The 21,158-nt window shown below is 69.4% G+C and carries 24 protein-coding genes; 9 read left to right on the forward strand and 15 right to left on the reverse strand.

Features of this window, described 5'->3' with window-relative positions; all coding sequences use genetic code 11:
* Positions 1 to 140 precede the first annotated feature (140 nt).
* The 8 genes from rplS to IEY14_RS06960 form a co-directional block, all read right to left on the reverse strand.
* Complete coding sequence (rplS, locus tag IEY14_RS06925; protein WP_188907509.1) at positions 141 to 602, reverse strand: 50S ribosomal protein L19; 462 nt, start codon at positions 600 to 602, stop codon at positions 141 to 143.
* A gap of 306 nt (positions 603 to 908) precedes the next feature.
* Positions 909 to 1,613 carry a tRNA (guanosine(37)-N1)-methyltransferase TrmD gene (gene trmD / locus IEY14_RS06930; RefSeq protein WP_188907510.1) on the reverse strand — a complete coding sequence of 235 codons (705 nt, stop codon included), beginning with the start codon at positions 1,611 to 1,613 and terminating at the stop codon, positions 909 to 911.
* Entirely contained in the window at positions 1,610 to 2,170 is a 561-nt protein-coding gene (gene rimM / locus IEY14_RS06935; protein WP_188907511.1) for a ribosome maturation factor RimM, read from the reverse strand. Before rimM ends, trmD begins: the two co-directional genes overlap by 4 nt.
* Positions 2,167 to 2,715, reverse strand: a complete 549-nt coding sequence (locus IEY14_RS06940; RefSeq protein ID WP_244639360.1) for an NYN domain-containing protein — start codon at positions 2,713 to 2,715, stop codon at positions 2,167 to 2,169. The genes rimM and IEY14_RS06940 overlap by 4 nt, the downstream gene beginning before the upstream one ends.
* Before the next feature lie 184 nt (positions 2,716 to 2,899).
* Positions 2,900 to 4,354 (reverse strand): sensor domain-containing diguanylate cyclase, encoded by a 1,455-nt coding sequence (locus tag IEY14_RS06945; RefSeq protein WP_244639361.1) that lies wholly within the window; start codon positions 4,352 to 4,354, stop codon positions 2,900 to 2,902.
* Positions 4,355 to 4,515: 161 nt separating this feature from the next.
* A complete protein-coding gene (gene rpsP, locus IEY14_RS06950; RefSeq protein WP_188907514.1) occupies positions 4,516 to 4,890 on the reverse strand; it encodes a 30S ribosomal protein S16 in 375 nt (124 codons plus the stop codon).
* A 74-nt stretch (positions 4,891 to 4,964) separates the two neighbouring features.
* Positions 4,965 to 6,518: a signal recognition particle protein gene (gene ffh / locus IEY14_RS06955; RefSeq protein ID WP_188907515.1), complete on the reverse strand. Its 1,554-nt coding sequence runs from the start codon at positions 6,516 to 6,518 to the stop codon at positions 4,965 to 4,967.
* A gap of 237 nt (positions 6,519 to 6,755) precedes the next feature.
* Positions 6,756 to 7,454: a winged helix-turn-helix transcriptional regulator gene (locus tag IEY14_RS06960; RefSeq protein ID WP_188907516.1), complete on the reverse strand. Its 699-nt coding sequence runs from the start codon at positions 7,452 to 7,454 to the stop codon at positions 6,756 to 6,758.
* 87 nt (positions 7,455 to 7,541) lie between these two features.
* Here IEY14_RS06960 and IEY14_RS06965 point away from each other — a divergent pair, with 87 nt between their 5' ends.
* The 3 genes from IEY14_RS06965 (at position 7,542) to IEY14_RS06975 (ending at position 9,015) form a co-directional block, all read left to right on the forward strand.
* Positions 7,542 to 7,976 carry a VOC family protein gene (locus IEY14_RS06965; protein ID WP_188907517.1) on the forward strand — a complete coding sequence of 145 codons (435 nt, stop codon included), beginning with the start codon at positions 7,542 to 7,544 and terminating at the stop codon, positions 7,974 to 7,976.
* Positions 7,977 to 8,007: 31 nt separating this feature from the next.
* Positions 8,008 to 8,379: a DUF1428 domain-containing protein gene (locus tag IEY14_RS06970; RefSeq protein WP_188907518.1), complete on the forward strand. Its 372-nt coding sequence runs from the start codon at positions 8,008 to 8,010 to the stop codon at positions 8,377 to 8,379.
* A gap of 132 nt (positions 8,380 to 8,511) precedes the next feature.
* Positions 8,512 to 9,015 carry a YciE/YciF ferroxidase family protein gene (locus tag IEY14_RS06975; RefSeq protein WP_188907519.1) on the forward strand — a complete coding sequence of 168 codons (504 nt, stop codon included), beginning with the start codon at positions 8,512 to 8,514 and terminating at the stop codon, positions 9,013 to 9,015.
* 39 nt (positions 9,016 to 9,054) lie between these two features.
* Here IEY14_RS06975 and IEY14_RS06980 read toward each other — a convergent pair whose 3' ends face one another.
* The 3 genes from IEY14_RS06980 to IEY14_RS06990 all read right to left on the reverse strand — a co-directional run bounded on the left by IEY14_RS06980 (position 9,055) and on the right by IEY14_RS06990 (position 10,029).
* Positions 9,055 to 9,324, reverse strand: coding sequence for a hypothetical protein (locus IEY14_RS06980; protein ID WP_244639362.1), 270 nt, complete (start codon positions 9,322 to 9,324; stop codon positions 9,055 to 9,057).
* A gap of 112 nt (positions 9,325 to 9,436) precedes the next feature.
* Complete coding sequence (locus tag IEY14_RS06985) at positions 9,437 to 9,820, reverse strand: type II toxin-antitoxin system VapC family toxin (protein ID WP_188908081.1); 384 nt, start codon at positions 9,818 to 9,820, stop codon at positions 9,437 to 9,439.
* Entirely contained in the window at positions 9,817 to 10,029 is a 213-nt protein-coding gene (locus tag IEY14_RS06990) for an AbrB/MazE/SpoVT family DNA-binding domain-containing protein (protein ID WP_188907520.1), read from the reverse strand. Before IEY14_RS06990 ends, IEY14_RS06985 begins: the two co-directional genes overlap by 4 nt.
* Positions 10,030 to 10,111: 82 nt before the next feature.
* Here IEY14_RS06990 and IEY14_RS06995 point away from each other — a divergent pair, with 82 nt between their 5' ends.
* Positions 10,112 to 11,185: an MBL fold metallo-hydrolase gene (locus IEY14_RS06995; RefSeq protein ID WP_244639363.1), complete on the forward strand. Its 1,074-nt coding sequence runs from the start codon at positions 10,112 to 10,114 to the stop codon at positions 11,183 to 11,185.
* A 71-nt stretch (positions 11,186 to 11,256) separates the two neighbouring features.
* Positions 11,257 to 12,666 (forward strand): APC family permease, encoded by a 1,410-nt coding sequence (locus IEY14_RS07000; RefSeq protein WP_244639364.1) that lies wholly within the window; start codon positions 11,257 to 11,259, stop codon positions 12,664 to 12,666.
* A 36-nt stretch (positions 12,667 to 12,702) separates the two neighbouring features.
* Here the strand turns inward: IEY14_RS07000 and IEY14_RS07005 are convergent, their stop codons facing one another.
* Entirely contained in the window at positions 12,703 to 14,010 is a 1,308-nt protein-coding gene (locus tag IEY14_RS07005; RefSeq protein ID WP_188907521.1) for an esterase-like activity of phytase family protein, read from the reverse strand.
* 130 nt (positions 14,011 to 14,140) lie between these two features.
* Here IEY14_RS07005 and dapF point away from each other — a divergent pair, with 130 nt between their 5' ends.
* From dapF to IEY14_RS07025, 4 genes are all read left to right on the forward strand, one after another.
* Positions 14,141 to 15,043, forward strand: a complete 903-nt coding sequence (gene dapF / locus IEY14_RS07010) for a diaminopimelate epimerase (protein ID WP_188907522.1) — start codon at positions 14,141 to 14,143, stop codon at positions 15,041 to 15,043.
* A 56-nt stretch (positions 15,044 to 15,099) separates the two neighbouring features.
* Positions 15,100 to 16,326, forward strand: coding sequence for a tRNA (N(6)-L-threonylcarbamoyladenosine(37)-C(2))-methylthiotransferase MtaB (mtaB, locus tag IEY14_RS07015; RefSeq protein ID WP_244639413.1), 1,227 nt, complete (start codon positions 15,100 to 15,102; stop codon positions 16,324 to 16,326).
* Complete coding sequence (ftsY, locus tag IEY14_RS07020; protein WP_188907524.1) at positions 16,319 to 18,019, forward strand: signal recognition particle-docking protein FtsY; 1,701 nt, start codon at positions 16,319 to 16,321, stop codon at positions 18,017 to 18,019. Before mtaB ends, ftsY begins: the two co-directional genes overlap by 8 nt.
* A 123-nt stretch (positions 18,020 to 18,142) precedes the next feature.
* Positions 18,143 to 18,802 carry a septation protein A gene (locus tag IEY14_RS07025; protein ID WP_188907525.1) on the forward strand — a complete coding sequence of 220 codons (660 nt, stop codon included), beginning with the start codon at positions 18,143 to 18,145 and terminating at the stop codon, positions 18,800 to 18,802.
* Between the two features lie 6 nt (positions 18,803 to 18,808).
* Here IEY14_RS07025 and IEY14_RS07030 read toward each other — a convergent pair whose 3' ends face one another.
* Genes IEY14_RS07030 through IEY14_RS07040 form a run of 3 tightly spaced genes read right to left on the reverse strand, consistent with a single transcriptional unit; the run spans position 18,809 to position 21,108 of the window.
* Positions 18,809 to 19,375: an NUDIX hydrolase gene (locus IEY14_RS07030; RefSeq protein ID WP_188907526.1), complete on the reverse strand. Its 567-nt coding sequence runs from the start codon at positions 19,373 to 19,375 to the stop codon at positions 18,809 to 18,811.
* Positions 19,376 to 19,435: 60 nt separating this feature from the next.
* The gene (locus IEY14_RS07035) at positions 19,436 to 20,260 is read right to left on the reverse strand and encodes a glycosyltransferase family 2 protein (RefSeq protein WP_244639365.1); all 825 of its coding nucleotides are present in this window, start codon (positions 20,258 to 20,260) and stop codon (positions 19,436 to 19,438) included.
* Entirely contained in the window at positions 20,257 to 21,108 is an 852-nt protein-coding gene (locus IEY14_RS07040; protein WP_188907527.1) for a phosphatase PAP2 family protein, read from the reverse strand. The genes IEY14_RS07035 and IEY14_RS07040 overlap by 4 nt, the downstream gene beginning before the upstream one ends.
* Positions 21,109 to 21,158 lie beyond the last annotated feature (50 nt).

Genomic DNA, 21,158 nt, shown 5'->3' on the forward strand with positions numbered 1-21,158 from the left:
CGCAGGGATAGGCGAGGCAGCCTTAAAAATTCATAAGACGCCGCTCCGCAATGCTTCTCGTCGTGCGGAAAGAAGAAGAATGCTTAACGAAAAAGCGGCCCCGAAGGACCGCTTTCCGATGCTTGCGAATGAAAGGCGCCTTACTCGGCGGCTTCCTTCGGCGCGGCCTTGGCGGCCTTGGCGGCGGCGGCGCGCTCGTTGGAAACCTGGCGGGCCTCGTCGTTCAGCTTGCGGGCGCGGGTGTTGGTCGCCTCGACGATACGGGCCGACTTGCCGCGACGATCGCGCAGGTAATAGAGCTTGGCGCGGCGCACGCGGCCGCGACGCACGACCTCCACCGATTCCAGCATCGGCGAATAGAACGGGAAGACGCGCTCGACGCCCTCGCCATAGGAGATCTTGCGGACCGTGAAGTTCTCCTGGAGCCCCGAGCCGGAACGGGCGATGCAGACGCCCTCATAGGCCTGGACGCGCGTGCGGGTGCCTTCCGTCACGCGGACATTGACGCGGACCGTGTCGCCCGGCGAGAATTCCGGGATGGTGCGGACGGCGGCGATGCGCGCGGCTTCGGCCGATTCCAGCTCGGCGATGATGTTGCTCATGGGAGGAGCCTCTCTTGGTTTCATGCCGGCTTTGCCGGTCATGGCCGTAGACGATACGGTCAAGTTATTCTGAGGAACGCCGGTCCCTTAAACGCTTTGCCGCCCTTTGTCGAGCGGCCTCGCAGGAGGTGCATGGCTGCCGGTCGACCAAGGATCGGAACCTCGCGCGTGGCTGCGAAATGGCCCTCTTCGCATCCGCGACATGGCGAGATCCAGGACCGAAAGCCTCGTCCTGATCGGCGCCTGCGCGCCGATGTCTCGCCCGCGCCGGATGCCGTCGGCGCGCGGCCGGCCTTCGACGCCCGATCAGCCCTCCCGCTCGGCGGCGGGCCGTTCGAGCAGGTCGGGGCGGCGCTCGCGCGTCAGCCGCTCGGCCTCGGCATGCCGCCATTTCGCGATCCGGCCATGGTCGCCGGAGGCGAGGATCGGCGGGATCTCGCGGCCCTCCCAGGACACGGGCCGCGTGTAATGCGGATGTTCGAGAAGATTGCCCTCGAAGCTCTCGGTCTCGCCCGAGATCTCGTTGCCCATCACGCCCGGCAGGAGCCGCACCACGGCGTCGAGCAGCGTCAGCGCGGCGATCTCGCCACCGGACAGGACATAGTCGCCGATCGACACTTCCTCGAGACCGCGCGCCTCGATCACCCGCTCGTCCACCCCTTCGAAGCGGCCGCAGACGATGACGACGCCCGGCCCCGCTGCAAGTTCGCGCACGCGGCTCTGGTGCAGGGGCCGGCCGCGCGGGCTCATCAGGAGACGCGGGCGCGGATCGCCGGCCGGCGCGGCGGCATCGATCGCCTGCGCGAGGACATCGGCGCGCAGCACCATGCCGGCACCGCCGCCGGACGGCGTGTCGTCCACCATGCGATGCCGGCCGAGGCCGAATTCGCGGATATGCACCGTCTCCAGGCGCCAGTCGTCGCGCGAGAGCGCCCGCCCGGCAAGCGACATGCCGAGCGGCCCGGGAAACATTTCCGGATAGAGCGTGACGACGGAGGCGTGGAAGCTCACGATGCCTCCGCCGCGTCGTCGCCGGGACCCGGACCTTCGGACGGCTCGCTTTCGACGAGGCCGGCCGCCAGGGGATCCACGACGATCCGCCCGGCCTCCAGATCGATCTCGGGAACGGCGGCCTGCGAGAAGGGGATCATCACCGTCGCGCCGCGCGGCGGGCGGATCTCCAGGATGTCGCCGGCGCCGAAGTCGTGGACGCCGACCACCTCGCCGACCGGCTCGCCGCCGAGCGCTTCCACCGCGAGGCCGACGAGATCGGCGATGTAGAAATCGTCCTCCTCTTCCTCGGGCAGGACGTCGCGCTCGACGAAGAGTTCCGTGCCGTTCAGCCGCTCGGCCGCGTCGCGATCGGCGATCTCGGCGAAGCGCACGATGACGACATTCTTCTGCACCCGCGCGCTGGCCACCGTGTAGCGCCGGCCGCGCGCGTCGAAGAGCGGGCCATAGGCGCCGAGATCCTCGGGGTCCGCAGTGAAGGAGGACACGCGGCATTCGCCGCGCAGCCCATGCGCGCCGCCGACGATGCCGAGAAGGACGGGATGTTCGAGCGTCATGCCGGCCACGCGATCCGGCGCTTGTAGTCGCTGTGCCAGAGGAGTTCCGGCGCCAGACGATGATTCTCGAATTCGATCATCACGATCTGCAAGCCCGATATGCGGCCGTTCTTCATGGCGGGGATGCAGTCGGTATCGCCCGTGACCAGTATGATACGGTCGACGGATCGTTGAGTGGCGAAGTTCGCGATATCGAGTCCGATTCGCATATCCACTCCCTTCTGCTCGAAATCCGGCTTGAAATCGTCGTCCGTCAGGGTTTCCGCTGCCACCGGTATGCGACGTGGCTTGAATCCTCTGAACTTGAGAACGCCGCGTCGGACGGCGAACAGGTCGCGGCTGGCGAGGTCCCGAAGCCACGCGTCCGAACCTTTGAACTCGTAAGGCTCACCCGATACGGGCTTTCGAACCGTCCCGGAAAACGGAGCGCAGTCGTAATAGAGCGCCCGCAGAAGCGTCTCGTCCGCATCTACACAGGCGTGTGCCGTCTTCTCTATCAGGTCGACATCGTATTGGCGCTTGGCGTCGCGAGCGAGGGCTCGCAAGTGGCCTCCGTCGATCAGTACCGCCGCTCTCATCTCGCCACCACAACAGAAAAGGCCCCCACACTTTCGTGTAGGGGCCTGTATACATGCCCGCCTACGGGCGTAACGGATGATGGCATACGTATGCCTTGCCGGATTTCGAACGTCAATACGCAGTTTCGGTTCCGCTGTCATGACGGAGGCGTCAAGCGCCGGACGGCGCCCGCCCGCGCCGATCGATGCCGGTTTCGGCGTAATAGGCGCGCTTGGCGGCATACATCGCCTCGTCGGCGCGCCGCACGGCCTCTTCCAGCCGCTCGCCCGGCCGGCGCGTCGCGGCGCCGAGCGACAGGCGCAGCCGGTCGCCGGGATAGAACTGGTTGTTGATCTCGACCAGTTCGCCGATAGCCTGGATGAGCCCCGCCGCCTCCGCCTCGCCGGTGCCGGGGAGAAGCAGCGCGAATTCGTCGCCGCCGATGCGCGCCGCCACCGCCGGGCGCGGCGCCGCCTCGGCGATCACCTCGCCGGCCCGCCGCAGGATCGCGTCGCCCGCCGCGTGGCCGCCCTCGTCGTTGATCTCCTTCAGCCCGTCGAGATCGGCGACGATCACGGTCAGAAGCGGCGGCGCGCGCCGCTCGAGCCGGTTCAGCTCGTCCACGAAGAAGGAGCGGTTGTAGAGCTTGGTCAGCACGTCGTGCTTGCCGAGATATTCGAGATAGGCCTCGGCCTTCTTGCGGGCGGTGATGTCGGTCAGCGCCACCTGGACGCGGGCCCAGTCCGTCTCGTGGCCGGGCAGGACGGAGAATTGCATGACGAAGTGCAGTTCCTCGCCGGCGAGCGAATAGTTCAGCACCTCGCGCGACTGGAAGAGCTTGCCGTTCCAGAGGTCGATGAGCTGCTCGCGGAAGGCCTCGCGCATCTTGTCGCGGAAGATGTCGCCCGTATGGGCGAGCAGCATGGCCTTGTCCGCCGCGCCGAAGATCTGCAACGTCTGGCGGTTGACGTCGAGGACGTGGATCTCCGCCAGGCAGCGGGTCACGAATTCGGGATGGACCTCCAGAAAGGTCGGGAAGTCCGAAACGCCGCTCTGCCGCACGTCCTCGATCAGCGCGCGGATCGACGAGAAGTCCTCGACCCAGAGCGAGACGGGCGAATGCTCGAACAGGCCGCGCGCATGGCGCTCGCTCTCGGCGAGGTCGCGCCGCGCCGCCTCGCGCGCCGTCACGTCCTCGGTCGCGACGAGAAGGCGGTGCCAGTCCGCCGCCGCACCGTCGAGGAGCCGTCCCCGGATCTGCATGTCGAGGCGCCGGCCGCTGAGCGTGTGGTTGATGCCGGACGAGACGAACCGCCCCGAGCCTTCGGCGAGCTGGCCGATCTCCTCGATCAGGTTGTCGAGCATCTCGCCCTGGAAGACGAGGCCGAGATTTTCCGTCAGATGCGTGAGATCGCGCGCCTCGAAGAGCGCCAGCGTTTCCGCGTTCACCTTCAGGATTCGGATCGCCTCGGCGCAGGCGCGGGCACGCGCCGGATCGGCGCGCAGGACGGCGCGCGGATCGCCGCCTTCGTCCGCCACCCCCCATTCCCGCAGGAGCCGGCGCACGCCGCTCCAGTCCTCCAGCCAGAGCGGGATCGGGGCGATCTCGAACATATCCGCGTCCATGGCTTCGGCTCCGTCCCGCATCGGTTCCATGGCGCTGTGCCGCCGACGTCTGAGCGTCATACATGTTGCGGTGCAACACAAGAACGGCGCCACGAAGGGCGCCGTTCGAATGATGCGAAGCCGGCCAACGAGATCGATCGCCGGCCGGTGTGTCTGCCGTCTTACTCGGCGGACGCGGCCTCGGCGGCCTTGGCGGCGGCGTCTTCCTCGCGCTGGCGGCGCTCGGCGGCGCGCTCCTGCGCCTTCTTGCCCGGCTCGCCCTTGGACGGGTTGCTCTTCGCCTCGCGCGTGGCGAGACCGGCCTTATCGAGGAAGCGCAGCACGCGGTCGGTCGGCTGGGCGCCGACGCCGAGCCAATGCTGCACGCGGTCGGCCTTCAGCGTCACGCGCTCGGCATCCTTCGGCAGCATCGGGTTCCAGGAGCCGAGCGTCTCGATGAAGCGGCCGTCGCGCGGCGAGCGGGCATCGGCGACGACGACGTGATAATAGGGACGCTTCTTGGAGCCGGCGCGGGCGAGGCGGATCTTCAGGGACATTGCGTTCTCTTCCTTGTCTGTTCGATTGGGTTGGAATGGGTGCGCATTTCGCGCGAGCCGGACGAACGGGCCGGCTATTTCTTCTTCGGCGGCAGGCCGGGGAAGCCGCCGGGGGCGCCGAGGCCCGGCAGGCCGCCGGCGCCGAGGCCGGGCAGGCCCTTCGGCAGGCCGGGCAGGCCGCGCGCCTCGGCCATCTTGGCCATGGCCTCGAGCTGCTTCGGATCGAGCTTGGAAAGATCCGGCATGCCGCCCATGCCGCCGCCCGGCAGACCCATCTTGGCGCCGAGGCCGCCCATCAGCTTGCCCATGATGCCGGCGCCCTTGCCGCCCTTGCCGCCCATGGCCTTCATCATGTCGGCCATCTGGCGGTGCATCTTCAGAAGCTTGTTGATGTCGGCGGCATCGGTGCCGGAGCCGGCGGCGATGCGCTTCTTGCGGCTGTGCTTCAGGAGATCGGGATTGGCGCGCTCCTCGCGCGTCATGGAGGAGATGATGGCGAGCTGGCGCTTCAGCAGCCGGTCGTCGAGGCCGGCGGCCGAGATCTGGTCCTTCATCTTCGCCATGCCGGGCATCAGGCCCATCAGCCCGCCCATGCCGCCCATCTTCTGCATCTGGCCGATCTGGTCGGCCAGATCGTTCAGGTCGAACTTGCCCGACTGCATCTTCTTGGCCATCGCCGCGGCCTTTTCCGCGTCGATGGTCTCGGCGGCGCGCTCGACGAGCGAGACGATGTCGCCCATGCCGAGGATGCGGTCGGCGATGCGCGCCGGATAGAACTCCTCCAGCGCGTCCATCTTCTCGCCGGTGCCGATCAGCTTGATCGGCTTGCCGGTGACGGCGCGCATCGACAAAGCCGCGCCGCCGCGCCCGTCGCCGTCGACGCGGGTGAGGACGATGCCGGTGATGCCGACGCGATCGTCGAAGGAGCGGGCGAGATTCACCGCGTCCTGGCCGGTGAGGGAATCGGCGACGAGCAGGATCTCGTGCGGGGCCGAGCGCTGCTTGATCTCGGCCATCTCGGCCATCAGCGGCTCGTCGATATGGGTGCGGCCGGCGGTGTCGAGAATGAGGATGTCGTAGCCGCCGAGCCTGGCGGCCTGGGCGGCGCGGCTGGCGATCTCGGTCGGGCCCTGGCCGGCGATGATCGGCAGCGTCGCGACGCCGACCTGCTCGCCGAGAATGCGCAGCTGCTCCTGGGCGGCCGGGCGGCGCGTGTCGAGCGAGGCCATCAGCACCTTGCGGCGCTGCTTCTCGAGGAGCCGCTTGGCGATCTTGGCCGAGGTGGTGGTCTTGCCCGAGCCCTGGAGGCCGACCATCATGATGGTGACGGGGGCGGGGGCGTTGAGATCGATCGCCACCTGATCGTGGCCGAGCGTCGCGACGAGCTCGTCATGGACGATCTTCACGACCATCTGGCCGGGCTTGATCGACTTCAGGACCGTGGCGCCGACCGCCTTCTCGCGCACGCGCTCGGTGAAGGAGCGCACGACCTCCAGCGCGACGTCGGCTTCCAGCAGCGCGCGGCGAACCTCGCGCAGCGCCGCCGCCACGTCGTTCTCCGAAAGCGCGCCGCGCCCGGTCAGGTTGTTGAGGATCGAGCCGAGCCGATCCTGCAGCGAGTCGAACATACCGTTCCGCCCTTGATCCTTGCGAAAGGCGGGACGTGGCCACGACCCGGCACCTCCGCAAGAGAGGTTGCGACAGAGCAAAGCGAGATCGCATCCGCGGGCGAAACTCGCTGGCGGATGTTGACCTCCGGGCGGCTCGGTCGATCGATCGTGATCGACGGCAAGGGACCCGGTCGGTGGCTCGCGGACAGACCTGTCGCGGTTTGGGCGGGCTAAAGCACGAAAGGGGCGGGAAAGTCAAATTCCCGGCGCGTAAACCTTCCCGGGCAGAGGGAAGCAGGCGGCATAGCGCCGGGCGAGATCGGCCGCGCCCTCGATCCGCAGCAGACCCTCGGCCGCCAGCGCCTCGGCGGGCACGCCGCCATAGAGAAAGGCCGCAGCGCCCCGCGCCGGACCGACGAAGACGAGATCGGCCCCGGCCGGTGCCTCCGTCGGCGCGATGGCGAAGCGGCCGTCGCCGATCGCGCCCCGGAAATTCGCGTCCGGCAGGTGGAAGGCGACCGTCAGGCCGAGCCCGGCCGCGCGCTCGGCATCGAACATGGTGCGCATCGAGAGAAGCAGGGAGGCGGCCGAGAAGGGCAGCGTCGGGTCGTGCGCCGGCGAGCGCGCCGCCCAGCGGCCCAGCGCCTGGAAGATCGGTTCCGACTCGAAACCCCAGGCGGTGAGCTCGTAGACCTGCACGGCGGCGGGCGGCGGCAGGCGGCGTCGGCGGATCACGCCCGCCGCCTCCAGCCCTTCGAGCCGCTGCGTCAGGACATTGGCGCTGAGGCCGGGCAGGCGGGCGCGCAGGTCGGAAAAGCGGGAGGGGCCGAGCATCAGCTCGCGCATGACGAGGAGCGCCCAGCGCTCGCCGATGAGGTCCATGGCATGGGCGGTGGCGCAGGCATCCTCGTAATGCCGCTTCGTTCGCGGCTCGGTTATTTTTTCTGATTTCATAGTTGCAAAAGATAACTTTGTGGCTCAATTCTGTCAACGAGGCGGCGGCCGGACAGGGCCGCCGGATAGGGGAGGAAAGGACATCCGATGTCGAAGCTGATCTTCATCAATCTGCCGGTCGCCGATCTCGCCCGGTCGATCGCCTTCTACGAGGCGCTCGGCGCGCGCCGGAACCCGCAATTCTCCGACGAGACGGCGGCCTGCATGGTGGTGTCGGACGTGATCCACGTGATGCTTCTCACCCATGCGAAATATCGCCAGTTCACGACGAAGCCGATCGCCGACGCCCGGGAGGTGAGCGCGGTGCTGCTCTGCCTTTCGGCCGAAAGCCTCGCGGCGGTGGACCAAGCGGTGAGCGACGCCGTCGGTGCCGGCGGCCGCCCGGACCCGACGCCGACCCAGGATTTCGGCTTCATGTACGGCCGCTCCTATGAGGACCCGGACGGCCATATCTGGGAGATCATGTGGATGGACGTCGCGGCCGCGGAAGGCGCGATGGGCGGCGCCGAGGCGGCGGCCTGAGGCCGGGCCGGGGCAAAGGGAGGAGACGGGGATGAGCTATATCGACGGATTCGTGGTCGCCGTGCCGGTGGCCAACCGGGAGGCCTATCTGGCGCTCGCCGAGCGCGCCGCCGAGGTCTTCATGGAAAACGGGGCGCTGCGGACGGTGGAGGCCTGGGGCGACGACGTGCCGGAGGGCAAGGTGACGGATTTCCGCCGGGCCGTCGCGGCCAAGCCCGAGGAGGTGGTCGTCTTCTCCTGGATCGAATGGCCCTCCAAGGCGGTGCGGGACGCGGCGATGCCGAAGGTGATGGAGGACCCGCGCATGCCGCAGCCGGGCGAGGCGGCGATCCCCTTCGACGGCAAGCGCATGATCTATGGCGGCTTCCAGCCGATCCTCGACCGGGCCAAGGGCGGCGCCTGAACTCGTCGCGGAGTCGGGCAACGATCTTCGGCGCAACCCGGCGCCTCGCTTGCGCATTCGGGGAGCGACGCCGCGCCGGCGCTGGCCGCGCCGGGGCCGCTCATCCGATCCGACAGACAGGGAGAAACGTCGATGGGTCTCTTTTCCAAGGACGTGAAGACGCTGAACGATCTCTTCGTTCATACGCTGCAAGACATCTACTACGCCGAGAACCAGATCACTAAGGCGCTGCCGAAGATGATCGAGAAGGCGACCGATCCGCAGATCAAGCAGGACTTCGAGACGCATCTGCGCGAGACGCAGAACCAGATCAAGCGTCTCGAACAGGTGTTCCAGATGCATGGCGAGAGCGTGAAGGCGGTGACCTGCCCGGCGATCGACGGCATCATCAAGGAGACCAACGAACTGGCGGGTGACATCGCCGACAAGGATGTGCTCGACGCCGCGCTCGTCGCCTCGGCCCAGGCCGTGGAGCATTACGAGATCACCCGCTACGGCACGCTGATCGCCTGGGCCAAGCAGCTCGGCCGCGACGACTGCGCCAGCGTGCTGAAGCAGAATCTCGACGAGGAGAAGGCGACGGACGAGAAGCTGACCAAGATGGCGGAAGGCAAGATCAACCGTCAGGCTGCCTGACCGCGACCGCTCGGCGGAGGCTGAAACGCCTCCGCCGTCTCAGGCCGGCCAGAAGCCGTCCGAGCGGAAGTCCTCGGGCAGCGGGCTGAGCTGCTTCAGCATGGTCGCGGCGAAATCGATCTGCATCTTCAGGTGGCGGATCTCGGGCGGGATCGGCGCGCCGGTCAGCCGGGCGCGCGCCGCCCAGCGTTCGTAGCCGAGCGCCGCCACCCGCCGCGCCGCCTCGGCATCGACCGGGGCGGGAAGGGACCGGCCGCCCGGAAAGGCGATGATCCTGCCCATGCCGCCATCATTCTTTTCGCTCGTCATTTCAGAAGGTTCTTCCCGCGCCCCGACATAAGCCGATCCTGGGGCCGGTCGCTGGCGCCGAACTGACATCGGCGCGGGCGACGGATCGCCCAGTCGGCCGAAGCGACGAGCCTCAGTGCTCCACCTTCCGGATCAGGACGACATTCGGCAGGTCAGCGAAATGCGCGTCGCAGGTGAGAAGATCCGCGCCGCGCCGCCATGCGGTCGCATAGACGATCGCGTCGGCGGTCGCGAGCCGATGCCGCCGGCAGAATTCCGCCGCCTGGAGCGCCGTCTCCGTGTCGAGAACGGCCAGTCGGCAGGATTGCATGAAGGCCAGGATCGGATCTAACCGTTCCTCGCCGGCTTCTCTGAGAACCCATTTGGCGAGCTCGAGCTGGACGATGGTCGGCACGATCCAGTCGTCCGGTCGCGGCAGTTCCTGGCCGACCATGGTTCCGGTCGCCGAGCCGACGAGCCATTCGATCCAGGCCGAACTGTCGACCACCCGGCTCAGACCCTGTCCTCCCGGTCGCGATAGTCCGTCGTGCGCGCGCCCTTCATGCTGCCGGCGAGGTCGGATGGCGCCGGGACGGGCACCAGCAGCACCCCGTTTCCCTTGGGAACGAAGACGAGTTCCTGACCGGCCGTCCAGTTCTGCGCGGCGCGGACGGCTTCGGGGATCGCGATCTCGAACGTCGCCGAGAGCTTTGCGGTGTCAGCCATTGCCTTCCCGATCGAGATCGATAGCTAGCCTGTCGAACTTAAGTCGTCTCTGCCTGTTTCGAAAGCTCCGGGATCGCGGCCCTTGCCCTTCAAGCCTTTCCGCAATCCCTATTATGCCGGCCCGGCATCCGATCATTTCGACGGGCGGCGCTTCTTCAATCCGGGCGGGGAGATGCCGGCGCCCTTCGGCGCGATCCTGCGCTGGCAAATGGCGCGGGGGCGCGAGGCCTGGGCGCCGGAGGTCGACCACCCGGTGCCGGCCGACCGCCCGCCGCGCTCGGTCGAGGGCGCGCGGCTGCGGGTTCTCGCCATCGGCCATGCGAGCTTCCTCTACCAGACGGGCGGGCTCAACATCCTCGTCGATCCGATCTTCTCCGAGCGCTGCCCGGACGGCCTCGGCCCGCGCCGACACAATCGGCCGGGCGTCGCCTTCGAGGATCTTCCGCCGATCCATGTCGTCTGCCTCACCCATTCGCATTACGACCATATGGACCGCGCCACGCTGGAGCGGCTCGACCGGCGCGACCGGCCGCGCTTCGTCGTGCCGCTCGGCTGCGACCGCCTGATCCGCGCCTGGCGTCCGGGCGCCGAGGTCTCGGCGCATGACTGGCACGAGCGCGTGGTGCTCGGCGAGGGCGTGGCGGTGACGTTCGACCCGACGCATCACTGGTCGGCGCGCGGCGTCTTCGACCGGCGGATGACGCTCTGGGCCTCCTTCGCCTTCGAGACGCCGGCCGGTCTCGTCTATCATATCGGCGATACCGGCTTCTTCGGCGGGCGGAACTACCGGGCCGCCCGCGCGCGCTTCGGCGCGCCGAAGCTGGCGGTGATCCCGATCGGCGCCTACCGACCGCGCTCGGTGATGCGCCCGCAGCACCAGGACCCGGACGAGGCGGTACGCGGCGCGCTGTTCCTCGGAGCGGAATTCGCGCTCGGCAGCCATTGGGGCACTTTCCAACTGACCGACGAGCCGGTCGGCGACCCGCCGGCGCGGCTTACCGCCGCCTGCCGGCGCTGGGGTCTGGCGCCGGAGCGCTTCGTCGCGGCGCCGCCGGGCCTCGTCGCCGAACTGCCGCTCCGCCTCGACGTTCCGCCGCCGCCGGTGCTCGCCGAGACGCCGGAGACCACGGCGCCGAGCCGCCACGCCGAGGATTAGGCGCACCGCCCTTGTCCCGCCGCCGTTTCGCCCGAATTCAACCGGTGGAGGCGGATCGACGGGAGGACGGCATGACGAGCGTGACGGAAGCGGACGGCCCGACGCGAAAGGATGGCGAGCCGAGCCTCGTCCGGGTGATGGGGCCGTGGCTGCTCCTCCTCTTCATCGTCGGCGACATTCTGGGCACCGGCGTCTATGCGCTGACCGGCCAGGTCGCGAAGGAGGTCGGGGGCGTCGTCTGGCTGCCCTTCCTGGTCGCCTTCGCCGTCGCCCTTCTCACCGCCTTCTCCTATCTCGAACTCGTTACGAAATATCCGCAGGCCGCCGGCGCCGCGCTCTACACGCACAAGGCCTTCGGCATCCATTTCGTCACCTTCCTCGTCGCCTTCGCGGTGATGTGCTCCGGCATCACCTCCGCCTCCACCGCCTCGCGCGCCTTCGCGGCGAATTTCTCCAGCGCCTTCGGCCTCGATCTCGGCGCCTTCGGCGTCTCGCTCGTGGCGCTTCTATTCATGGCGCTGATCGCGCTCGTGAATTTTCGCGGCGTCGGGGAGAGCGTGAAGGCGAATGTCGTCCTGACCCTGGTCGAACTGTCCGGCCTCCTCGTCATCATCGGGATCGGCTTCTGGGCGATCGGGCTCGGCGGGGCCGACCTGTCGCGTGCCTTCGCCTTCGCGCCGGACGCGGAGAAGGGCGTCTTCTGGTCGGTGGTCGCCGGCACGACGCTCGCCTTCTTCGCCATGGTCGGCTTCGAGGATTCGGTGAACATGGCGGAGGAATGCCGCGATCCGCACCGCATCTTCCCGCGCGTCCTCCTGTCCGGCCTCGTCATCACCGGCGCGATCTACGTCCTCGTCTCGATCTCGGCCATCGCCATCGTGCCGGCCGCCGAACTCGGGGAAGGGGAGACGCCGCTCCTCAAGGTCGTCTCCGCCGGGGCGCCGGGCTTCCCGCTCTGGATCTTCGGCATCATCACCATGTTCGCGGTGGCCAATTCCGCCCTGATCAACATGCTGATGGCGAGCCGGCTGCTCTACGGCATGAGCCGCGAGCGGGTGCTGCCGGCTCTGTTCGGCCGCGTCCATGCCGGGCGGCGCACGCCCTATGTCGCCATCGGCTTCACGACGCTGCTCGCCTTCGCGCTGATCGCCTTCGTCGGCGGGGTGCGCCAGCTCGGCGCGACGACGGCGCTGCTGCTGCTCTGCGTCTTCACCGTCGTCAATGTCGCCGTCCTGGTGCTGCGGCGCGATCCCGTCGGCCACGAGCACTTCCGCACGCCGACGGTGCTGCCGGTGCTCGGCGCTCTGTCCTGCGCCTTTCTCGCCGGTCCCTGGACCGGCCGCGACCCCGAGCAATATCTCATCGCCGGTATTCTCGTGGCGCTCGGCGTCGTGCTCTGGGGCCTCACCGTCTGGGTGAATGCCCGCACCGGCCAGAGGGCCGGCGACCGGGAGATGAAGGAACTCGGCAAGTTCGGGTGAGGCGCGCCGGCCCGGCCGCCGCGCCTCGCGCCCTGCCTATTCGGCGAGCGGCCTGTCGAACTCGACCTTCACGAGCCGCGTCCTGTCGCCGGCAATGCCGAAATCGTTGTCGGTGACGAGGATCAGCGTCTTCGGATCGACCACCGCGACGCCCTCGATCTTCTCCGGCATGTCCTTCGCCGTGTCGCTGTCGAAGACGAGTTCCTTCTTCAGGGCCGCGACGCCCTTGCCGGCGAGTTCGGCCGGCTTCAGCGCTTCGAGGGAAGGGCTGGTCTCGGCCGAATCGAAGCGCGCCGGCAGCTTGGCCGCGTCCTTCAGATCGACGCGATAGAGTTTCGTCGTCTTCGAGATGCGTTCGAGGACGAGGAGCTGGTCCGGCCCGAGCGCCGCCATCTCGGAGACCTTCACGTCCGATTGCTTCTGCGCCTTTCTGGCATTGTCCTTGCCGAATGCGGCGGCCTCGTCGACCTCGTAGGCATATTCGGCCGTCACCGCCTCGGAGGCGATGTCGAAGGCATAGAGGCGGACGGTGCGGGAGGCCTTGTAGGTCTCCTCGTCCGGGTTCACGAGCGGGCTCTGGAGGATGAAGTAGACCGTCTTCCCGTCCGGCGCGAGGGCGATCGATTCGATGCCGCGATTGAGCTTGCGCTTCATGACGAGGGCCGGGAGCGATCCCGCCACCGGATAGTCGGCGCCGGCATAGTCGGCCTCCAGGCCCTTCGGCACATAGCGCTTCAGCACCCGGCCATCGGCGGCGACATGCGAGATCGAGGCGCCGTATTCGTCGGAGACGAAGAAGCTGCCATCCGGCAGATGGACGAGCGATTCGGTGTCGAAGCCGTTCGGCGTCTCGGTCAGCGCCTTGCCGTCGAGGCCATAGGCGCCTTCGGTCGTCGTCGCCTTCAGCGGGTTGGACAGGCCCGACAGGAGCCTGCCATCCGTGCCCTTCAGCGGGATCGTCTCGGCGATCGTCGCCTTGCCCCCGGCGATCGCCAGCCGGTAGATCGAGGGCACGAAGTCCGGGGCCGGAAACATCTTCGCCTTCTTGTCGCCGGCGCAGGCCTTTTCGGTGGAGATGCCGAGCACCTCCTCCGCCTCGCCGCAATCGACATTCGGCCCGCGATCGGAGATCGTCCAGATCGCGCGGCCGGCCGACCCCGGATCGGCGAAGGCGCCGGAGCCGATGCCGAGCGTGAGATCCAGCGTCTTGCCGCCCGGCACCTCCGCCTTGGCGAGCGCCTGATCCTCGTAGGCGATCGGCGTGACCGTCGCCTTCGGCGGCTCGGCATGGGCGGCGACCGGCAGCAGCGCGGCGCCGGCGAACAGCAGGGAGCGAAGGTGCATCGGTGAAATCCTCTCTCGGCGGGTCCGGGCGAGGTCTAGAAACAGTTCGTGACGGTCTGGCGACAGGGCCGCCAACGCGAGAATGCGCCGCGATCTGGCATTCGGCCGGGCGATCGGCCATATAGCCCGCATGACTTCCAGCGTCGCATCGGTTTCCGGCGTCCCCTTCGCGCGCATGAACGGCATCGGCAACGAGATCCTCGTCGTCGATCTGCGCGGCGACGCGCGCCGCGTCGCGCCGGCGGCGGCCATCGCACTCGCCAGCCGGCCGGAAACCCGTTTCGACCAGCTGATGGCGATCCACGATCCCGCCGCCGAGGGGACGGACGCGCTGGTGCGCATCCTCAACTGCGACGGCACGGAGGCGGAGGCCTGCGGCAACGGCACGCGCTGCGTCGTCCAGGCGCTCGCCGCCGAGACCGGCCAGACGCGCTTCTCCTTCGAGATCGCCGGGCGCATCGTCACCGCCGAGATGCAGGGCGAGGACCGCATCTCCGTCGACATGGGGCGGCCGCGCTTCGGCTGGCGCGACATCCCGCTCGCCGAGGAATTCGCCGATACCCGCGCCATCGAATTGCAGATCGGGCCGATCGACGCGCCGATCCTCCATTCGCCCTCCGTCGCCTCAATGGGCAACCCGCACGCGATCTTCTGGGTGAAGGACGACGTCTGGTCCTATGCGCTCGACCGCTTCGGGCCGATCCTCGAAAACCATCCGCTCTTTCCCGAGCGTTGCAACATCACGATCGCGCAGGTGACCGCGCCGGACGCGCTGACGATGCGCACCTGGGAGCGCGGCGCGGGGCTGACGCGCGCCTGCGGCTCGGCCGCCTGCGCCGCCGCCGTCTCGGCCGCGCGCACTCGGCGCACCGGGCGCGGCGTCGACGTGACGCTGCCGGGCGGCCGGCTGCGGATCGACTGGCGCGACGACGACCATGTCGTGATGACCGGGCCGGCCGAATGGGAATGGTCGGGCCGCCTCGACCCGGCGAGCGGCGATCATGTCCGCGACGCCGAAACGGTTCCCGCGTGAGCGGCGTCGAGGTCGTTTCCTTCGGCTGCCGGCTGAACGGGCTGGAGGGCGCGGCGATGAAGCGCGCCGCCGAGACGGCCGGGCTCGGCGCCGGTCGGCCGGCGATCCTCGTCAATTCCTGCGCCGTCACGGCCGAGGCGGTGCGCGAGGCGCGGGCGGCGCTGCGCCGGGCGCGGCGCGACCACCCGGAGGCGCTGGTCCTGGTTTCCGGCTGCGCCGCGCAGATCGACCCGGCGAGCTTCGCCGCCATGCCGGAGGTCGACGCGGTGCTCGGCAATGCCGAGAAGCGCCTGCCGGACAGCTATCGCGGCCTCGCCGATTTCGGTCTCGGAAGGGAAGCGCGGATTCGCGTCGACGACATCTTCTCCATCCGCGAGACCCAGCCGCAGCTCGCCGAGGTGGTGGAAGGGCGTACCCGCGCCGTGGTCGAGGTGCAGAACGGCTGCGACCATCGCTGCACCTTCTGCATCATCCCCTATGGCCGCGGCGCGTCGCGCTCGGTGGCGGCGGGCGCGGTGATCGAGGGCATCAAGCGCCTCGTCGGCGAGGGCTGCCGCGAGGTCGTCCTGTCCGGCGTCGATCTGACGAGCTGGGGCGGGGACCTGCCGGGCGCGCCGCGCCTCGGCAGCCTCGTCCAGGCGATCCTGCGCCACGTGCCGGACCTTGCCCGCCTCCGCCTGTCTTCGATCGACAGCGTCGAGGCCGATCCGGCGCTGCTCGACGCGATGGGCGGCGAGGCGCGGCTGATGCCGCATCTTCATCTGTCGCTGCAGGCGGGCGACGACCTGATCCTCAAGCGCATGAAGCGGCGCCATTCGCGAGACGAGGCCTTGCGCTTCTGCGCCGATCTGCGCGCCCGGCGGCCGGAGATCGCCTTCGGCGCCGATCTCATCGCCGGCTTTCCGACGGAGGACGAGGCGATGGCGGAGAACACCCGCGCGCTCGTCGCCGAATGCGGCCTCGCCTTCGTCCATGTCTTTCCGTTCAGCCCGCGCGCCGGCACGCCGGCGGCGCGGATGCCGCAGCTTAGGCCCCCGCTCGTCCGCGAGCGGGCGGCACGGCTGCGGGCGGTGGCGGAGGAGGCGCTGGCCCGCCATCTGGCGCAGCATGTCGGCAGGCGCGCGAGCGTGCTGGTCGAGCATGGCGGTCGCGGACGGCTCGCCGATTTCACGCCGGTGCGGATGCCCTTCGGCGAGGCCGGCACCCTGATCGAGGCGCGGATCGCCGGGCATGACGGCAAGCGCCTTCTCGCCGCGACACCGCATGGGAGCGCACATGGCTGAAGGCTTTTTCCGGCGCATCTTCTCCTTCGGCTCGAACCGCGCCGAAACGCGGCCGGCCGAGACGGCGCCCGGCGCGCCCGAGACGCCGCCGCGCTCGCTGGAGGCCGAGGCGAGCGCCGCCGCCGAGGCGCCGCTGCCGGAAGCCGGCTCGCTCGATCCCTTCGACGCGCCGCCCGTGCCGGCGACGCGCGACGAGGTCGAGACGGCCCGTCCGCCCGAACCCGAACCCGAACCCGAACCGGAGGCCGGCGCCGCCGCGGCCGAGCCGAGCCCCGAGCCGCTGCCGGAGACGGTTCCGGCGATCGAGCCGCCGGCCGAAGCGCCCGTCGAGGCGGAAGCGGACGCGGCCGAGGAGCCCTCCTGGCTCGACCCGAACGCCCCGGAGCCGGACAGCGACTTCTCCTGGCTGGACGAGCCGAAGGCCGAGACCGCCGAGGCGCCGGCCGCCGAGCCGGTCGCCTTTTCCGAGCCGGAGCCGGAACTCCCCGCCGAGGCGCCGCCGGCCGCGCCCTACGCGCCGCCGCCGGTGACGCCGGACAGCGCGCTGGCGCCGCAGCCCTTCGCCAACCGGCAGAAGCGCGACGAGTTCTCCTGGCTCGACGCCGACGCGCCGCTGCCGGCCGAGGACGAGGAGAAGGAGGCCGACTTCTCCTTCCTCGACGCGCCCGCGCCGCGCGAGGCGGGGCCGCGCGTTTCCACCGGCGAAGCCGGTTGGAGGCTGCGCGACGAGGCGGTGGCCGAGCCCTCGACCGCGCCCGCTCTCGCCCGCCAGACCTGGGTGGAGCGCATGCGGGCCGGGCTCGCCCGCTCCTCCGGCCAGCTCTCGGCCTCGATCACCGCGCTCTTCACCAAGAAGAAGCTCGACGAGACGGTGCTCCAGGATTTCGAGGACGTGCTGATCCAGGCCGATCTCGGCGTCGAGACGGCGATGCGCATCACCGACCGCCTCAGCCAGGGCCGCTTCGGCAAGGAGATCTCCGGCGCCGAGGTGCGCGCCATCCTCGCCTCCGAGGTCGAGGCGGTGCTGCACCCCGTCGCCCTGCCGCTGGAGCTCGATCTGGAGAAGAAGCCGCATGTCGTGCTGGTCGTCGGCGTCAACGGCACCGGCAAGACGACGACGATCGGCAAGCTGACCGCCAAGCTGACGCGCGCCGGCCTGAAGGTCACGCTCTGCGCCGGCGACACGTTCCGCGCCGCCGCGATCGAGCAGCTGAAGATCTGGGGCGAGCGGACGAATTCGCCGGTGATCGCCAAGGCCATCGGCGCCGACGCGGCGGGCCTCGCCTTCGAGGCCTATGACGAGGCGCTGGCCAACGGCTCCGACATCCTGATCATCGACACGGCGGGGCGCCTTCAGAACCGCACCGAACTGATGGACGAGCTCGCCAAGATCGTGCGCGTCCTTCAGAAGCGCGATCCCGACGCGCCGCACACGGTGCTCCAGACGCTGGACGCCACCACGGGGCAGAACGCGCTGAACCAGGTGGAGATCTTCCGCAATGTCGCGGGCGTCAACGGGCTGGTGATGACCAAGCTCGACGGCACGGCGCGCGGCGGCATCCTCGTCGCCATCGCCGCCAAGCACCGCCTGCCGGTCTATTTCATCGGCGTCGGCGAGGGGATCGACGACCTGGAGCCCTTCCGGGCCAGGGATTTCGCCGAGGCGATCGCGGGCACCTCGCCCGCGCCTTGAAAAGGCCATGGCCTGCGGCTCCGCTGCCCGCCCGAAGGATCGGACGGGACGGGCCCGGCTTTCTCCGCCGCGCCGGCTTCGGGGCGGAACCGCAGCGCGAGTTTCAGAAGGCAAGACGTCGCCATGTCCGAACGCATCATCGAGGCGGGGCCGAATTCGCCGGAGCGGCCGCCGCTCAGCCCCGGCCTGAAATTCGCGCTGGAACTCGGGCCGCTCCTCGTCTTCTTCTTCGCCAATTACCGGGGGGCGTGGCTCGCCTCGCATGTCCCCTCGCTCGCCAGCCTCGGCGGGCCGATCTTCATCGCGACGGGCCTGTTCATGGCGGCGACCGTCGCGGCGCTCGCCGTGTCCTGGGCGCTGACGCGGACGCTGCCCATCATGCCGCTCGTGTCCGGCATCTTCGTCGTCCTGTTCGGCGGCCTGACGCTCTGGCTGCAGAACGACATGTTCATCAAGATGAAGCCGACCATCGTGAACGGCATCTTCGCCGCGATCCTGCTCGGCGGGCTGTTTCTCTTCGATCGGCCGCTGCTCGGCTATGTCTTCGATCAGGCCTTCAAGCTGGACGACGCCGGCTGGCGCAAGCTGACGCTGCGCTGGGGCCTGTTCTTCATCGTGCTGGCGCTGTTGAATGAAGTGGTCTGGCGCAATTTCTCCGAGGATTTCTGGGTGACCTTCAAGGTCTGGGGCACGATGCCGATCACCATGGCCTTCATGCTGTTCCAGATCCCGCTCCTGAAGCGGCACGCCGTCGAGCCGCTGCCGGGCGACGGCAAGGGCTGAGGCGCGTCACAGCGCCTCGTCGGCGAGCCTCTCGCCGTTCGGCAGCACGTCGCCGGCCTCGCCTTCCGGATTGCCGAAGGGCACGGGCGGCGCGCCGGCCTCCGCCGCCATGTCGTGGCGGAGCGCCCAGTGGACGGAAGGGAAGGCGAGATCGTCGAAGGGGATCTCGTCCGGCCTGACCAGCCGCCATTCCAGGGTCTCCGGCCCGGCGCGCAGCGCCTCCGGCTCCTCCAGCACGGCGCGGAAGATGAGCTGCACCTGGCTGATCCGGGGCACCGAATAGATCGCGAGCAGCCGCGAGATCGCGATCTTGGCCGTGGCCTCCTCCGCCGCCTCGCGCATGGCGCCGGCTTCCGGCGTCTCGTTCAGTTCCAGATAGCCGGCGGGGATCGTCCAGAAGCCGGCGCGCGGCTCGATGGCGCGGCGGCACAGGAGGATGCGCCCGTCATGGCGCACCACCGAGCCGACGACGATCTTCGGGTTCTGGTAGTCGACGAAGCCGCAATGGTCGCAGACGCGGCGCGCCCGCTCGTCGCCTTCGGGAATGCGGAGGGAGAAGGAGGGTGTGATCATGGGGCCATCAGATGGCGCCGGCCGGCCCGGCTTCCATCCTCGGCCCGCCCGAAATGCCGCTCAGAGCTCGCGGATCTCCGGGCGGCGCTGGCCGCGACGCAGAAGCCACCAGACGCCGAAGAGATCGAGGATGCCGACCAGCATTCGGTCGAAGATGCCGTAATTGGAGGTGCCGAAGCGCCGCTCGCGGTCGACGACGTCGAGATGGGCGATGCCGAGCCCCTCGCGCATCACCAGCGCCGGCAGATAGCGGTGCCAGCCCTCGAAATAGGGCAGGCGGCGGAAGACCGCCGTCGGCACCGCCTTCAGGCCGCAGCCGGTGTCGCGCGTCGCGTCCTTCAGGATGCGGGCGCGCAAGCCGTTGGCGAAGGCGGAGGAGAACTGCTTCAGCCGCGTGTCGGTGCGCCCGGTGCGCTGGCCGGCGGCGAGCGCCGTGCCGGGCGGCCCCTCTTCCAGGAGCGCGACGAGGCCGGGAATGAAGCGCGGGTCGTTCTGCCCGTCGCCGTCGATGGTGACGACGACGTCGCCATGGGCGACGAGCGCGCCCGTGCGCACGGCGCGGCTCTGGCCGCAGGAGCGGTCGTGCCGGATGTGCCGCACCGGGCGACCGGCGGCCTGAAGCGCGAGGATCGCCTCCCGCGTTCCGTCCGTCGAGCCGTCGTCGATCACCACCACCTCGAAGGCGCGGCCTTCCAGGGCGGCCGCGATCTCCTCCACCAGGATCGGCAGGTTCTGCGCCTCGTTGCGCGCCGGGATGACGACGCTGACCAGCGCGAAGCGGCCGGGCGTCACCGGCTCCGGTCCCGTCGAAACCGGCGCGAAGGCGCCGCCGGTCGGCGCGACGGCCGCAGTTCGAGGCATGTCTTCCAGCATTCTCTCGATCATCCCCTTGCCCTCCTCAAGTCCCGCGCCGCGCGCCAGCGCCGGCGGCAGGCCCGGCGGAACGCCCAGAGACGCTCCGACAGGACCAGGAAGGCGTCATCGATCCGCGCCGCGCCGCGTTCCAGAATCAGCGGTTTCATCAGGGCGGCGACTGTCAATACCAGCAGCCATGATAGCATCGTGTCGGACAGAAAGTGAGCACCCATCGCCACACGCGCCGCCGAAACGCTCGCGGCGATCGCGAGGAGGCTGACGGCGACGATGCCGCGTTCGCGGTTCGGCACCAGCGGCAGGAGGCAGAGGAGCGCCGCCGCCGCCGCGCCCTCGCCGGAGACGAAGGAGCAGTTGCCCGAACAGGCGGTGGACACGGTCCAGACCGGCGAGAACAGGGCGTCGTGGCCGAAGGCCGCGATCTCGCGCGGGCGGGCCCGGCCGAAGCTGTTCTTGAACAAGGCATTGACGAGCAGCGCCGGCCCGAGGATGTAGACGGCGAGAATGTAGAGGGCGGCATGCGGCTTCAGCCAGCGCAGCACCGCGCCGCGACGCAGGAGCGGCAGGACCAGGATGCCGAGCGAGACGGCGACGATCGCGATGGTGAAGCTCTCGCCGATCTCGCGCACGAGGAGCATCGCCGGGTCCTCGGCCAGGCGGAAGCCTTCGCCCGGCGTGAAGAACCACCGGCTGACCGCGATGTCGGCATCCGGGAACAGAAGAAAGAAGGCCGAGACCAGGGCGGTGGCGACGAAAAGCGTCGCGAGCGGCCGGCGCCGGAGGGCGGCGGGTCCGACCGGCCGGGGAGCGGCGGAAGAAGGGGCGGCGGGCGGCTTGGCCCGCGCCTCGCGGATGGTCATCGTTGTGTCGCCTCGCCGAGGGCATGACGTTTCTTGAACATCCGCAGGCC

Origin of the sequence: Aureimonas endophytica (genome assembly GCF_014642635.1) — a bacterium.
Classification (GTDB): domain Bacteria; phylum Pseudomonadota; class Alphaproteobacteria; order Rhizobiales; family Rhizobiaceae; genus Plantimonas; species Plantimonas endophytica.